This is a genomic window from Nesterenkonia sedimenti, from assembly GCF_012641515.1.
Lineage (GTDB): Bacteria > Actinomycetota > Actinomycetes > Actinomycetales > Micrococcaceae > Nesterenkonia > Nesterenkonia sedimenti.
On record NZ_JABAHY010000001.1, the window covers coordinates 18,961 to 33,365 of the forward strand.

Genomic DNA, 14,405 nt, shown 5'->3' on the forward strand with positions numbered 1-14,405 from the left:
GGGCCGACGCGTCAGGAGCAATACGTTGACTTCCGAGCCGAAGGAGCTCTTCACCATCCACGGTGAGGCGATCATCGGACCCACCGGCCGTCCCAAGCATGAGTTCCCGGTGCCCGAGCCCCTCGACTCGCATGGTCCGGGCCGCGTCATCGCCATGGTCAACCAGAAGGGCGGGGTCGGTAAGACCACCTCGGCGATCAATCTCGCCGCCGCCCTGGCTGAATACGGCCGCAAAGTCCTTATGGTCGACTTCGACCCCCAGGGGGCACTCTCGGCGGGATTGGGCGCCAACCCCCATGAGCTCGAGACCAGTGTCTACAACGTGATGATGGAGAAATCCGTCACCGTCAACGATGCCCTGGTCTCCACCCATGTGCCTGGGGTTGACCTGCTGCCGGCCAATATCGACCTCTCCGCAGCTGAGGTCCAGCTGGTCACCGAGGTCGGCCGTGAACAGGTCCTGGAACGTGCCCTGCGGCAGGTCCGTGACGACTACGACGTCGTCATCATCGACTGCCAGCCCAGCCTCGGACTGCTGACAGTCAATGCGCTCACCGCAGCCCATGGTGTGGTCATCCCACTGGTGGCTGAGTTCTTCGCCCTGCGCGCAGTGGCCCTGCTCAAGGACACCATCGAGAAGGTCCAGGACCGCATCAACCCCGATCTGGAGATCGACGGCGTGCTGGTCACCATGGTCGATCTGCGCACCACCCACGCCAAAGAGGTCATCCAACGGATCGTCGAGGCCTTCGGGGAGAAGGTCTTCGAAACGGTGATCAAACGATCGGTGAAATTCCCAGATGCCACAGTGGCCGCCGAACCGATCACCAATTACGCGGCAAAGCACGACGGCGCCAAGGCCTACCGTCAGCTGGCCCGCGAACTGATCAGTCGGGGAGGAGCACCGTAGGTGCGAGGACGTCCACGTGAGCGAACGGCGGCTGCCTAATGGTCACCGCCGCTGAGACCGGACTGGACCAGGCGCCAGCCTCCGGTGCCGAGGGCCTCACCGGCGAGGACGGGGAGGAACTTCGCTCTGGGTTCACCGTCACCCTCGATGGGTTCGACGGCCCCTTCGACCTGCTGCTGGGTCTGATCGCCAAACGAAAGATGGACGTCACCAAAGTGGCCCTGGGTGAAGTCACCGATGAGTTCATCGCCTATGTGCGCACTCTCGACGCCCAGAAAGCTCTGGACGAGTCCTCGAACTTCGTCTTCGTGGCAGCGACCCTTCTGGATATGAAACTGGTCCAGCTGCTGCCCGGTTCCGAGGTCGAATCTGAGGAGGACATCGCGGCACTGGAGGCCAGGGATCTGCTCTTCGCCCGGCTGCTGCAGTACAAGGCATTCAAGCAGATCGCCGAGCAGATGGGGCAGGCCGCCAGTCAGAACGCCGGGCGCTTCCCCCGCCGTCCAGGTACTCACCCGGATATGCAGAACCTGCTGCCCGAGCTGGTCTGGAACACCACCGCCGAGGATCTCAAGGCCCTGGCCGAGAAGGCCTTCGCCCGCCAGCACTATGAACCGGACCATGTGAAGCTGGAGCATCTGCATGCTCATGCGGTCAATGTGCGCGAGGAGATGGCGGCGATGACCGAGCAGCTGCGCCAGGCCGGCACCTGCCGGTTCCAAGACCTGGTGGCCCAGGCGGAGAACCGCCTGGTCGTCGTCGTGCGTTTTCTGGGACTTTTGGAGCTCTTCCGCGACCGGGCCATCGATTTCGACCAGGACCAGCCCCTGGGGGACCTGACCATCACCTGGTCCGGCAGCAGTCAGGAAGAGGCCGCCGAGACCCTGGCCCGTGCAGAAGAGGAATGGGACCAACAGTGAACGGTCAGCAGAACATCAACCCAGCACTGGAGGAAGCCGAATCCTCCCATCTGGTCTCCCATGAGGATTATCTCGGCGCCATCGAAGCGGTGCTGATGGTCGCCGAGGAACCGGTGACCCCTGCTGAGCTGGCCGCAGCGGTCAACCTGCCCCAGCACCAGGTGCAGGTCCTGCTCGATGAACTGCGCGCTGAGGCCGATGGTGTCGATGAGAACTGGCCGGGGGATAAGCCCCCCGGAAGGCAGCGCGGTTTTGAGCTGCGCGAGGTCGCCGGCGGCTGGCGTTACTACTCCCGGTTGCGCTATGCCGACCAGGTCTCAGCCTTCATCCTGGGCGGCCAGACCTCCCGACTCTCCCCGGCAGCCCTGGAAACCCTTGCCGTGATCGCCTACCGGCAGCCGGTGGCCCGATCCGCCGTGGCAGCAATCCGCGGGGTCAACGTCGATGGGGTGGTCCGTACCCTGGTTCAACGCGGACTGCTGGACACCGCCGGCACCGATCCGGTTACCGGCGCCACCCTCTATACCACCACCGCGGAGTTCCTCGAACGCCTCGGACTGGACTCCCTGGAGGATCTGCCCAAACTCAGCCCTCATCTGCCAGGTGTTGAGGATCTGGACGAGACGGAGACCTCCGCCTGAGCTCCACAGTCCAGGCCACAGGCTGCCGCGTAGTTATTGGTCAGCCGCAGCCTTATCAGCAGACGGGAACTCAATAAGGACGCGGTAAATGCAACGTCCTCGGGCCGGTAGGATGATCGGCATGAGTTTTCAGGGTAAACGCAGGCCGAAGAAGCCTGCGCCACGGGCAACCCGGGCAGCCCGAACCCCTAAGCCAGGCACCGAGGGCGGACCCTTCGCCAAGGCCAACCCCGAACGGCTGATCAACGCCGAACCGAAACCTGTCAAAATCCGCGCCGATGAGGCCGAGGCCAATTTCCGGGCCGTCCACGACGACGACGGCACCCGCCTGCAGAAAGTCCTGGCCTCCGCCGGGGTCGCCTCCCGTAGGGTCTGCGAGAATCTCATCGCCGAGGGCCGGGTCTCCGTCAATGGCAAAGTCATCATTGAACCCGGTGTCCGGGTCAAACCTGAGGATGTCACCATCCACGTCGACGGGGTCCGGGTGACCCTCGATGTCGAACACCGATATGTGATGTTCAACAAACCGGCCAAGGTGATGACCACTATGTCCGACCCCGAAGGTCGGCGCAGCATCGGCGATTTTCTGACCGGGGAGTATAAGAACCTCAGGCTCTTCCACGTTGGCCGGCTCGACTACGAGACTGAGGGCCTGCTGCTGCTGACCAATGACGGTCAGCTGGCCAATAAACTCGCCCACCCCTCCTACGAGGTGCCCAAAACCTACCTCGCCGAGGTCAGCGGCCAGCTGCCGGCCAAGAAGGCCAAACAGCTGAAGAGCGGCATCGAGCTCGAGGACGGGCCGATCGCCGCAGATGACTGCACCATCATCGGCAGCGCAGGGTCGAAGACCATGGTGGAGATAACCCTGCACTCGGGACGCAACCGAATTGTGCGCCGTATGTTCGAAGCCGTGGGCCATCCTGTCCAGCGCCTGGTGCGCACCGGAATCGGCCGGATCACTATCGGAGACCAGGCCCAGGGCAGCCTCCGAGACCTCGAACCCCAGGAGATCGGCCATCTCATGGACCTCACCAGCACTGGAGGCAGCAATGGTTGAGCCCCAGCGCACAGTCTTGATCCGCGGCACCGGCCTGCTCGGGGCCAGTATCGGCCTGGGCCTGCGGGCAGCCGGGCAGAAGGTCTGGCTATCCGACCCCTCACCGACAGCCCAGCGGATCGCCCAGGACATCGGAGCCGGCACCATCTATGAGGCCGGAGATCAGGCCGAGATCGTCGTCGTCGCCTCCCCACCGGAGGTGACCGCGCAGGAAGTTGCCGATGCCCTGCAGAACCACCCCACAGCCACCGTGCTGGACATCGCCTCGGTCAAAGGAAAGATCCTGAGCCAACTGAATGCTCTGGCAGCTGATGCCCAGCACCCGCTGCAGCAACAGGACCTCCACCGGTATGTGGGCACCCACCCCATGGCAGGTCGGGAGAAATCCGGACCCGTGGCCGCCAGGGGAGAGCTGTTCACCTCCATGCCCTGGGTCATTTGCGCCCACGAGACCTCCTCCGAGGAAGCCGTGGCCACCGCCACCGCCCTGGCTCGCAGTCTCGGCGCCAGCGTGCACCGGATGACAGCGACCAAACATGACGAATCGGTAGCCCTGATCTCCCACCTGCCCCAGGTGGCCGCATCCCTGGTGGCCAGCCGGCTGCAGGATGCCGAGACCAGCGCCCTGGCTCTCTCCGGCAACGGCCTGCGCGATGTCACCCGGATCGCAGCCAGCGACCCCAACCTCTGGGTGCAGATTCTCTCCGGCAACGCCCGCCCAGTGGTGGAGATCCTCTACGGACTGCGTGAGGACATCGAGCGGCTCATCGGCACCCTGGAGGAACCAGAGGCCCCAGGCGGCCAGGCCGATATCGCCCAACTGATCGCCGAGGGCAACGCCGGGGTCACCCGGATCCCGGGCAAACACGGAGCGCCCCCGCAGTCCTTCGCGGTGGTGACGGTGATCATCGATGACAAACCCGGACAGATCGCCGCAGTGCTCAATGATGTCTCCACCGTCGGGGTCAACGTAGAGGACCTCCGGATGGAACACTCGGCCGGGCACCAAGTAGGTATGTTGGAAGTGTCCGTTCTGCCGGGCAGACGAGATGAGTTGGCAGAAGCGCTGACTGAGATGGGATGGAAGGTAGTACTTTCGTGAGCACACACACCGAACAGACACCACCGGCGACAGATCCGGGGGCGCCTCGGATGATCATCGCCGTGGACGGGCCCTCCGGCTCCGGGAAGTCCAGTGTGTGCCGGGCCGCAGCCACCCACCTCGGCGCCGGCTATCTGGACACCGGGGCAATGTACCGGGCAGCCACCTGGTACTGCCTGGACCAGCAGATCGACCTCGACGACGAAGAGGCAGTCGCCGTCGCCGTCGAAGAACTGCCCATGAACATCTCCACCGACCCCGATCACCAGGTGATCTGCGTGGGCTCCCAGGACGTCACCGACGCCATCCGGGAACCGCGGATCTCCGAGAAGGTCTCCGAGGTGGCCACCAACCGTAGGGCACGCTCCCTGCTGGTGGCAGCCCAGCGTCGAATTATCGACGAGGCCGGGTTCATTGTGGCCGAAGGCCGGGACATCACCACTGTGGTGGCCCCCGATGCCCAGGTCCGGGTGCTGCTGACCGCCTCCGCCGAGGCACGTCTGCGCCGCCGCGGAGCACAGCTTGGCGGCACCCAGGATGCCGAGGCGTTGAAGAAACAGGTTCTGGAGCGCGATAAGAAGGACTCCGCGGCCTCCAATTTCACCGAGGCCGCCGATGGGGTCGCAGTTCTGGACTCCTCCGACCTCACATTCCAAGAGACCGTGGACTCCCTGATCGGCCGGGTGCAGATCGCCCAGGAAGATGCTGCCTGATGAGCGAAGAATTCCCTGAGGACCAGGACAACCTGGCTGAGCGCCTGGCCGAGATCAGTGAGGATGAGGCCGAGGCCCGGGCCGCTGCCCTGCGCGCGGGCCTACAGGACTACGAACTCGACGATGAGGACGCGGCCCTACTCGCCGATGAATACGACGAGGACGGGGCCGAGCCCTATGTGCCGGCACCTCCTGTGCTGGCGATCGTCGGTCGGCCCAATGTCGGCAAATCCACCCTGGTCAACCGGATCATCCGTTCCCGGGAGGCTGTGGTCGAGGACGTCCCCGGAGTCACCCGAGACCGAGTGACCTACCCCGCCGAATGGAATGGGCGGGACTTCACCCTGGTCGACACCGGGGGATGGGAGGCCGATGCCAAGGGCATCCACAAACGGGTAGCTGACCAGGCCGAACTGGCCGTGGACGAGGCCGATGTCGTGGTCTTCGTCCTCGATGGGCTCGTCGGAGCCACCGCCGTGGATGAGGCCGTGGTCAAAATGCTGCGCCGGAAGAAGAAACCGGTGCTGCTGGCGGCCAATAAGATCGACTCCACCGCCCAGATGACCGAGGTCTACCCCCTGTGGAACCTGGGACTCGGTGAGCCCTACCCCGTCTCAGCACTGCACGGCACAGGAACCGGTGACCTCCTGGATGCCGCGATGAAGCATCTGCCTGAGACCGCGCAGTACGGCGGCATGGTACCGGTTGGCGGACCCCGCCGGGTGGCCCTGGTCGGCCGGCCGAATGTGGGCAAATCCTCCCTGCTGAACAAACTCGCCGGTGAGGAGCGCGTGGTCGTAGACAACGTCGCCGGGACCACCCGAGACCCCGTTGACGAACTGGTCACCCTTGCCGGTGAGGAATGGCGGTTCGTGGACACCGCCGGCATCCGTCGTCGTCAACATATGGCATCCGGCTCCGAGTACTACGCCATGCTGCGCACCCAACGCGCCCTGGACAAGGCAGAGGTCGCCGTCGTGCTGCTGGCTGTTGATGAGCCCATCTCCGAACAGGATGTGCGGATCATCCAGATGTCCCTGGACGCCGGCCGCGCCCTGGTGCTGGCCTATAACAAATGGGATCTGCTCGACGATGAACGCCGCTACTACCTGGAACGTGAGATCGATAGGGACCTAGCCCATGTCGCATGGGCACCGCGGGTCAACGTCTCGGCACGCACCGGCTGGCATAAGGACAAACTCGGCCCCGCTCTGTCCACCTCCCTGGAGAACTGGGAACAGCGGATCCCCACCGGAAGGCTCAACGCATTCCTGGGCGAGCTCGTCGCTGCCCATCCGCATCCGGTGCGTGGAGGCAAACAGCCCCGAATCCTCTTCGGAACCCAGCCCTCGACCCGTCCGCCGAAATTCGTGCTGTTCACCACCGGTTTCCTCGACCCCGGTTACCGGCGGTTCATCACCAGGCGGCTGCGCGAGACCTTCGACTTCACCGGAACCCCTATCGAAGTGCAGATGCGAGTGCGGGAGAAACGCAAACGCCGCTGATCACAGCCTGAGCTCCGCTGTAGGTGAACGGGATATGAACGAATCTCACCTGGGTAAACAGAAGGTTTAGCCGACTATCACCTTCCGGTTACCCAGCACCTGCACTGGATTCACTCCCCATTGGTGAGATCTCCTCTGGACGCAGTTCCACACCGTGACCTTGAGGAGAACAGAATGGATACAAAGTCCCTGGGCAAGAAGACCAGGACCAGGAACTGCTCGCAGATTATCTGGCACGCCGTCGTACAGACTCCGGCGGGTAAGCTCGGAGGTGGTGGACGCTCCAGAATCCCCCGCAGAGACAGAGTCCTCTCCAGCCAGCTTCTCGCTTCTGCTTACCGGTCCCGGATGGGGAAAGAGCGCATCCGCCTTCGGCTACGCCATGCGAGCTGTGGGTCGAGGGTGGCCGGTGACAGTCATCCAGTTCCTGAAGGGCCGGTCCTGGAACCAGGCCGAGGCCAGTATCGCTGTACAGAACTGAGTGCACTGGCCAGTGTTTTCGCCAGGGCTTACCTGGGGACGCCGCGACCCCCGGGAGCTGTGCCTGGAAGCCTGGTCGGCAGCCCGTACCGCCCTGGAGTCACCTGCAGGGGGGTTGGTCATCCTCGACGAGATCAGCGGAGCCGCCGATCATGGGTGGCTGCAGGCAGCCGATATCGCCAGTGCCGTCAATGACCGGTACCCGCAGACCTCAGTGATCATGACCGGTAAGCCGGAGACCCCGGAGCTGATCGAGACCGCCGATACTGTCATCCGTTTCGACCTGCTCAAACACGATGAGCGCCTGGGCAAGCCGATGACCCATTGAGCTGGCCGGAGGTCCCGGGGCCTCCTGCCGGTTACTGGTAGCCCAGGGCGGTTTCGATATCGCGGGTGATCGCTGCGATGGCATCCCAGCTGGAGCCCTGGCTGAGGATGGTGAGGACATAACTGCCCGAGGGGTGGTGGACAATCGCAGTGTCATGCAGATTCCCGCTGATCCAGCCCGGCTTATTCAGCACCTGACCAGTCGATCCGGCAGGAATGCCCTGCCGGTGAATATTGGCTGCCAGGGCATCACGCAGCCGCTGCTGGCTGGAGTCAGTGATGCTCATCGATCCGGTGGCCAAGCTGGTCATAAATGAGCTGAGGTCATCTGCGGTGGTCAGGATGCCGCCTTCACCGCCGCGAGTGTTAGTCACTCCCAGCGGGGCCGCTTCACTGTAGATAGTCGCCCAACCGATCTCCGGCCCAAGCTTCTCCGGGCAGTGGTTGTCGCTGAGGGCGATCATGTCATGGAAGCACTGTGCGAGATCCCGTTCCCCGATCACTGGGTCATCCCAGCTCATCGAACCGTCCTCGATTCGTTGCAGGACACTATGGGCAATGAGGATCTTATAGGTGCTGGCGCTGCGGTGGGAGTCTCCGCCACCGGTTGAGCCGTGCCGACCATCAGCGCCAAGTTCTGCGACATTGATGGAGATCTGGCCGGGATAGTTCGAAGCCAGTGCTGCTAGGTACGTGTTGAGATCCCCATCGAAGCTTGGAGCGGTGGACTGCACCGGAGGTGCGGGGTCCGTTGGGTCCTCAAGCTCTAGGCTTTCACCCAGCTCTGGTTCCTCATCTGGACCGATATCTGCTGATTCGCCTTCGTCAGCGGTGCCCTCATCCTCGGGCTCATCGGCCTCGTCCCGGGTGGTGTCCTCGGAGGAGGAGTCGCCGTCGTCATCTTCCTCAGGATCGGTGGCCTCATCGGATTCATCTGCGGGAGAGCCATCCTCACTGTCCTCCGCGTCAGCCTCTTCCTCCTCGGAACGGCCATTGGAGGCCTCATGGGCAGCATTGAGGTCAGCTGCCAGTTCAGTGACGCCCTCGGGTGGGGCAGTGGGGATGGGAGTTTGCGTCCCCGGGGTGTCAGAACCACCTGTGGTGGTTGAGGGCTCTGCTCCTGCTTCCTCAACGGGTTCTTCAGCTGTGACTTCACCAGCGACAGCGGCAGTGCCGCCATCGGGGGCATGTGCCGCTGCGGCATGGGTTTCGGAGATGCGGTCAGCGAGTTCGACAGCGGCCTCGGACATTGTGGATTCAGCACTGTCCTGGGCGGCCGCCGGTGCCGGCTGGGTGAACCGAACCTGCACCATGCTGGAGGGCTCGGGGGAGTGGAAATTGGGTGCGCAACCGGTAGCCAGCAGAGCAGTGGTCAGGGCCACCGCACTGAGACGTCCGGGCACACCCGCTATCAGGGGAAGGCGCGGGTGCATAGGGACAGGCTAATTAACCCACCGGCAGGTTCGGCGGATTTCACTCAGCAAACCGGGTTACGTTTTTGTCACGGCGGGATGTCGCATTCATCAGGGATGACACGGGGGTGGTCCTGCCAAGTGGACACCTGGCGGGGCAAGCGGCTAAGATCGTCTGGTGCTCAAGGGGCTCGGCAGAGTCCGGTTGAGCATAATCCACGGGATATAGCGCAGCTTGGTAGCGCGTCCGTCTGGGGGACGGAAGGTCGTCGGTTCAAATCCGGCTATCCCGACCAAGACAAAATTCCCGCAGAATCTCAGATATCCATGGCGATTCTGCGGGATTTTTTTGTTTCCACAGTGCGCCTGGCCAGGGACGTTCAGGACGTGCCGGGATCTCATTTACTGTCAGCGAATTTATGCACAAACCTTCACCGAGACATTGGTAGTGAGCCGTGAGATCTCAAACTGGCATGGAGGCCTTTACATTGACAGTGCCTCGCGCCGAGGGGTCGAAGCTGACCGAATGTAGGCGCTCATACTCTGATAAGTCTGGAATCGAAAGGGAATAGCAGTTTCGTCGTCACGGCTTGGTTCTACCTATCGTCTATGTGTGCATCTGAGTGCTATCTTGCCAACTGTCGGGAACAGATTCTGCGTAATCAGCGTCGCAGGCCCGCAGGATGGCTCCTAGGACAACAAGTCCGAAGAACACAGCAGCGATGACGGCTGCAATCTTTCCTAGCAGGGGCCAACCCCTAAACCCTCTCGAACGGGTACCTGGAGCGATTGGCTTAATGGACGTTGGGCGCGTTCCAAGATTAGAAGGGGTCGTGAGTTTAGGGCCCTGCCTTGAGCGTGTTCGTTTTGGTGCCACATAGGCCTGGGGTATTTCAGGCCGTTCGTTTTTCTGTTCAACAGATCCCCCCGTATCAATCAGCTGAAGGGCTGCTTTCGCGGATATTATCTCTGTGGCGAAACCCCTGCCAATGTTCTCTTCAGCCTTGCGAAGTTTCACCTCTCCTGAATCCTCTCCTACGACCAGGAGCGTCGTCTTTCGAGTTACGTTGTTCTGTGGTTGCCCTCCAAGCTCAGCAATCCTCTCGATGAACCGGTCCCGAGTCCATCCGGGGATAGAGCCACTAATGACTACGTGCTGACCGAAGATCGGGTGTTGTGGGTCAGCATCGGGATTTGGCGCTGGCAGGTCAGCCACCTTCTTATATCGGCTGATGGAGTGTGAGGGGGCAAAGGACGGCCCACCGTTAGTCGCTCGCCGGGGTCTACTTGCCGAATTAGGGGCACACAGGTCTTCGATTCGATTCGCGCCAGTTTGCAGAGCTATGGCCAACACAACTTCGGCCGAAGCCCGGGCATCACTACCCGCTTGGTGATGTGCGGCGAGGCTAATCCCCAAGTGCTCGCATACTCGGTCCAGTTTGTATTCGCTTAGGTTAGGCAGCATCTTCCGGGAAAGGTCCAAACTGCACCGCCATTCCCAAGGTTCTGGGGTAATCTCTGCGCGTTCGCATGCTGCTGTATAACACCCACTGTCGAACTGGACGTTATGCGCTGTAACACCACGAGTGCCTACGAGCCTCTTCAATTTGATTGACGACTCTTGCCATGTAAGGCCGGATTTCACCATGTCGGGAGTGATGCCGTGAATGTTCACGTTGTAGGGGTTGAAGGACTCTAAGCCCGTCAGCGGCTGCACGTACCACTGCTCAGTGAGGGTAATGCTCCCGTTCTCTACCAGGCATACTCCTACCTGACAGATGGAAGCTTGGTCATTGTTAGCAGTTTCGAAGTCGATAGCAACAAAAGTCGGCCCAGCCAATGTGTTCCCCCAACGGTAGCGAGCAATTCATCCCTCATTGTGCCTGTGATCAGGCTGTATATGGATGTTGTTGCGGTGGCATGAGTCTCTCCGCGGAGTATTGTGCAGCCCCGATGACTGTCTGGCCGGCCCTAGGTCAGAGAACCGAGCGAAGCTGTTTTACGTGGCGGTTGCCGCAGGACGGGGATTGATGACGGTAACCCCCCGGGCTATCCCGACCAAAATCTCCGAATCAGGTGCCCAATTCCTGGCGCACCGCCTCCGCAGCATAATGGCCTGAGACTACTGCGCCTTCCATAGTCGCCAGGTGTTTCTGCTTCGTATAGTCACCGGCCAAGGTCAGTCCTGGCACCGGTGTTGCTTGAACCGGCCGGAGCTTCTCATTGCCGGGCTCCAGTGAGTAGAAGTCCGAATCGATGACCACCTTCCGGAAATCGGTCACCAGGCCATGCAGGTTCAGCCCCAGCCGTTTGGCGTCATCGTAGGCCAGCTCCAGAAGCTGCTGGGCCTCGGTGGCAATATGCCGCTGCGGAAGAGACCCCATGCTGCTGCGCAAAGCTGGTCACCGTCACCTCATCCAGAGCCTCGGGGTCCTGAACGTACTCCTTGGCTCCGGCGGCCAGCATCTTGCCCAGGGCCAGTTTCTGCCCCATGGGCAGGAAATCATTGTTACCCAGTGCCTCGGCCAGCGATTTGATCGGCTTATGGATCATTGACGCACCGAAGACTGCGTCGGGGCCCCATCGGGAGTCAGAATCTCGACCTCGTCCTCCCAATGAACGACGTCATTGAGGTCCTTGCCCATATGTTTGATCAGTTTCGGCAGCGCCCGGTAGAAACCCAGGTAACGGTGCAGACCCGATTCAATGGTCATCCCATCGGCATCCCAACTGGAGGTGCGCCCACCGACAACATGTCCGGCCTCCAAAACGGTGACGCGGTGTCCAGAGTCGACCAGATCCACGGCTGCGGCTAGGCCGGCTAAACCGGATCCGACGACGACGGCGTGCTGGGGCTCTGACATCTGACTCACCTCAGGTATCGACCACAGTTGTCTATCTGCCGAAACTAAACACTGAAGCTCAATCTGACCTGGGCGTTTGCCGGATATCGCATCGGGGCCAGCTGTTCATGTGTAGGCTGATTCACATGGCCCATGTGTATCTCACCCGCCCCCTGGGCGAGGTCGTCGACCAGTACAGCAGTGCATTTGGATCTCGCGAGGTGCGGATCCACCCCGATACTGAGTTTCCTCCCCCCAGGGAGGAACTGCTCAAGGCAGTTGCCGGAGCGGAGGCACTGATCACCACGGTGACTGACCGGATTGACGAGGAAGTTTTCGACGCCGCCGGCGACCAGCTGAAAGTGGTGGCCAATGTGGCAGTCGGCTACGACAATATCGATCTCGAAGCTGCCGCCGCCCGGGGCATCACCGTCACCAATACCCCCGGTGTTCTGGATGAGGCCGTCGCAGACCTCACCCTGGGGCTGATGCTGGCCACCACCCGCCGGGTGGTTGAAGCGGATCGTTTCCTCCGCACCGGCAGGGAGTGGATCTGGGGCCCCCAGGGCTATGTGGGCCTGGACATCTCCGCCGGAGCAAGCCTGGGAATCGTCGGCCTGGGCCGAATCGGGATGGCTGTGGCCAAACGCGCCCAGGCATTCGGCATGAAGATCGTGGCCACCGGCAGCCGGGCCACCAGTGAGGAAGCCCAGCAGCTGGGAGTGATCCCGGCGGCATCAGTGGCCGAACTGCTGCCCCAGGTGGATGTGCTCAGCCTCCACTGTCCCCTCACCGAGGAGAACCGGCACCTCATCGGCGCTGCGCAACTGCAGAGCATGAAGCCCGGCAGCTACCTCATCAACACTGCCCGCGGGCCCCTGGTGGATGAGAAGGCCCTGGTGGCGGCGCTGAACTCGGGACATCTGGCCGGAGCCGGACTCGATGTCCACGAATTCGAACCCCAGACCGACCCCCAGCTGCGCGAAATGGAGCAGGTGGTCATGCTGCCGCATATCGGTTCAGCAGGCGGGGCCACCCGCCGGAAGATGGCGACCCTTGCCCTGGACAACGTGCTGGCAGTCCTCAACGGAGAACAGCCGCCGACGCCGGTGCGCTGACCGACCAACCGAACCTGGAACCCTACCTAGCTGATCCGCCCGCGGTAGCGGCCCAGGGTCTCATCGCGGAACTCGTAGAACCGGCCCTCGGTGATTGAGGCCCGGATATCGTCGACGAGCTTCACGGTGTAGTACTCGTTGTGGATGGTGCACAGGGTGGAGTACAGCATCTCCTTGGCCTTGAACAGATGATGCAGATAGGCCTTGGAGTAGTTCTGGCAGGTGTAGCAGCCGCAGTCGTCCTGAATAGGGGAGAAGTCCTTCTTATACTTCGCCTGCGGGACGTTGAAGTACCCATCGGGGGTGTAGACCCGGCCATTGCGGGCCACCCGTGAGGGCTGGACGCAGTCGAAGGTATCGGCCCCGTTCTCCACTGCGGTGAAGAAGTCATCGGGTTCGGAGATTCCCAGCAGGTGCCGGGGTTTGGACTCCGGCAGCTCCGCGGAGACCCAACCGACAATAGTGCCCAGGTTTTCCTTCTCCAGGGCCCCACCGATGCCGAAACCGTCGAATACCTGACCATCAACCTCCATAGCGGCCAGATCCTGGGCGGCCTTGCGCCGCAGGTCCTCATACTGAGCCCCCTGCAGCACACCGAAAAGTGCCTGATACGGCCGGTGGCTGCGCTGCTGGGTCAGCTGTCGGTGCTCAGCCAAGCAGCGTTCGGCCCAGCGCCGGGTCCGCTCCAGGGATTCCTCCTGGTAGGCCCGGGTGTTGAACAGGGTGGTCAGCTCATCGAAGGCGAAGATGATATCCGCCCCGATCTCGTGCTGTAGTCCCATCGAAATCTCCGGGGTGAACCGGTGCTCGGTGCCGTCGATATGGGATTTGAAGGTGACCCCATCGTCGTCGACGAATGCCCGGCGCTCATGCTCCTCAGCGATCGCCTCGTCATCGGTGACCCGGGTGGCATCCATGGAGATCGTCTTTTTAAACCCAACCCCCAGGCTCATCACCTGGAACCCGCCGGAGTCGGTGAAGGTAGGGCCGGGCCAGTTCATGAACTTCCCCAGGCCCCCGGCGGCATCGAGCACATCGGTGCCCGGCTGCAGGTTCAGGTGATAGGCGTTGGCCAGCACCGCCTGGGATCCGAGTTCGGACATCTCCTCCGGCCGCACGGCTTTGATTGTGGCTTTGGTGGCCACTGGAATGAAGGCCGGGGTCTGTATCGTCCCATGTGGGGTTGTGATAGTCCCGGTCCGGCCCAGTGCCCCCTCGATCCGGTCATGGACTTCAAAGCCGAAGTTCTCCTGCCCGTGGGCAGGGTGAGGGGCAGGGGGCGACGTCGGGGTTTCTTTTCCGGGCTCAAGCACCTGTGAATTCTACCGGCTGGTCACTCATGACTGTGCCATTGCTCCGGTGGGAGCAGTTGGT

At 62.2% G+C, this 14,405-nt stretch carries 14 protein-coding genes, 1 tRNA gene and 1 pseudogene; 10 read left to right on the forward strand and 6 right to left on the reverse strand.

Going from position 1 to position 14,405, the window contains the following annotated elements; genetic code table 11:
- Positions 1-25: 25 nt before the first annotated feature.
- The 8 genes and pseudogenes from HGQ17_RS00095 (at position 26) to HGQ17_RS00135 (ending at position 7,659) form a co-directional block, all read left to right on the forward strand.
- Entirely contained in the window at positions 26-910 is an 885-nt protein-coding gene (locus HGQ17_RS00095; RefSeq protein WP_168885941.1) for a ParA family protein, read from the forward strand.
- A 38-nt stretch (positions 911-948) separates the two neighbouring features.
- A complete protein-coding gene (locus HGQ17_RS00100) occupies positions 949-1,830 on the forward strand; it encodes a segregation and condensation protein A (RefSeq protein WP_168885942.1) in 882 nt (293 codons plus the stop codon).
- Positions 1,815-2,471, forward strand: a complete 657-nt coding sequence (scpB, locus tag HGQ17_RS00105) for an SMC-Scp complex subunit ScpB (protein WP_168885943.1) — start codon at positions 1,815-1,817, stop codon at positions 2,469-2,471. Before HGQ17_RS00100 ends, scpB begins: the two co-directional genes overlap by 16 nt.
- A 121-nt stretch (positions 2,472-2,592) precedes the next feature.
- Positions 2,593-3,531 (forward strand): pseudouridine synthase, encoded by a 939-nt coding sequence (locus HGQ17_RS00110; RefSeq protein ID WP_229503200.1) that lies wholly within the window; start codon positions 2,593-2,595, stop codon positions 3,529-3,531.
- The gene (locus tag HGQ17_RS00115; RefSeq protein WP_168885945.1) at positions 3,524-4,633 is read left to right on the forward strand and encodes a prephenate dehydrogenase; all 1,110 of its coding nucleotides are present in this window, start codon (positions 3,524-3,526) and stop codon (positions 4,631-4,633) included. Before HGQ17_RS00110 ends, HGQ17_RS00115 begins: the two co-directional genes overlap by 8 nt.
- Positions 4,634-4,683: 50 nt before the next feature.
- Positions 4,684-5,346, forward strand: a complete 663-nt coding sequence (gene cmk / locus HGQ17_RS00120; protein WP_229503217.1) for a (d)CMP kinase — start codon at positions 4,684-4,686, stop codon at positions 5,344-5,346.
- Positions 5,346-6,851 (forward strand): ribosome biogenesis GTPase Der, encoded by a 1,506-nt coding sequence (gene der, locus HGQ17_RS00125; RefSeq protein WP_168885947.1) that lies wholly within the window; start codon positions 5,346-5,348, stop codon positions 6,849-6,851. Before cmk ends, der begins: the two co-directional genes overlap by 1 nt.
- 274 nt (positions 6,852-7,125) lie before the next feature.
- Positions 7,126-7,659 (forward strand): annotated as a pseudogene (locus HGQ17_RS00135) (cob(I)yrinic acid a,c-diamide adenosyltransferase).
- 31 nt (positions 7,660-7,690) lie between these two features.
- On the opposite strand, the gene HGQ17_RS00140 reads toward HGQ17_RS00135, so the two are convergent.
- Positions 7,691-9,091, reverse strand: a complete 1,401-nt coding sequence (locus HGQ17_RS00140; protein ID WP_168885950.1) for a serine hydrolase — start codon at positions 9,089-9,091, stop codon at positions 7,691-7,693.
- Between the two features lie 198 nt (positions 9,092-9,289).
- Here HGQ17_RS00140 and HGQ17_RS00145 point away from each other — a divergent pair.
- Positions 9,290-9,366 (forward strand) — tRNA-Pro (locus HGQ17_RS00145).
- Between the two features lie 311 nt (positions 9,367-9,677).
- Here the strand turns inward: HGQ17_RS00145 and HGQ17_RS15795 are convergent.
- From HGQ17_RS15795 to HGQ17_RS00165, 4 genes are all read right to left on the reverse strand, one after another.
- Positions 9,678-10,910: an exonuclease domain-containing protein gene (locus HGQ17_RS15795; protein ID WP_168885951.1), complete on the reverse strand. Its 1,233-nt coding sequence runs from the start codon at positions 10,908-10,910 to the stop codon at positions 9,678-9,680.
- A gap of 232 nt (positions 10,911-11,142) precedes the next feature.
- Positions 11,143-11,454, reverse strand: coding sequence for an FAD-dependent oxidoreductase (locus HGQ17_RS00155; protein ID WP_168885952.1), 312 nt, complete (start codon positions 11,452-11,454; stop codon positions 11,143-11,145).
- The gene (locus tag HGQ17_RS00160) at positions 11,387-11,623 is read right to left on the reverse strand and encodes a hypothetical protein (RefSeq protein ID WP_168885953.1); all 237 of its coding nucleotides are present in this window, start codon (positions 11,621-11,623) and stop codon (positions 11,387-11,389) included. The genes HGQ17_RS00155 and HGQ17_RS00160 overlap by 68 nt, the downstream gene beginning before the upstream one ends.
- Positions 11,620-11,934: an FAD-dependent oxidoreductase gene (locus HGQ17_RS00165; RefSeq protein ID WP_168885954.1), complete on the reverse strand. Its 315-nt coding sequence runs from the start codon at positions 11,932-11,934 to the stop codon at positions 11,620-11,622. Before HGQ17_RS00165 ends, HGQ17_RS00160 begins: the two co-directional genes overlap by 4 nt.
- 125 nt (positions 11,935-12,059) lie before the next feature.
- Here HGQ17_RS00165 and HGQ17_RS00170 point away from each other — a divergent pair, with 125 nt between their 5' ends.
- The gene (locus tag HGQ17_RS00170; RefSeq protein ID WP_168885955.1) at positions 12,060-13,031 is read left to right on the forward strand and encodes a 2-hydroxyacid dehydrogenase; all 972 of its coding nucleotides are present in this window, start codon (positions 12,060-12,062) and stop codon (positions 13,029-13,031) included.
- 26 nt (positions 13,032-13,057) lie between these two features.
- On the opposite strand, the gene tgt is transcribed toward HGQ17_RS00170, so the two are convergent.
- Positions 13,058-14,344: a tRNA guanosine(34) transglycosylase Tgt gene (tgt, locus tag HGQ17_RS00175; protein WP_168885956.1), complete on the reverse strand. Its 1,287-nt coding sequence runs from the start codon at positions 14,342-14,344 to the stop codon at positions 13,058-13,060.
- Positions 14,345-14,405 lie beyond the last annotated feature (61 nt).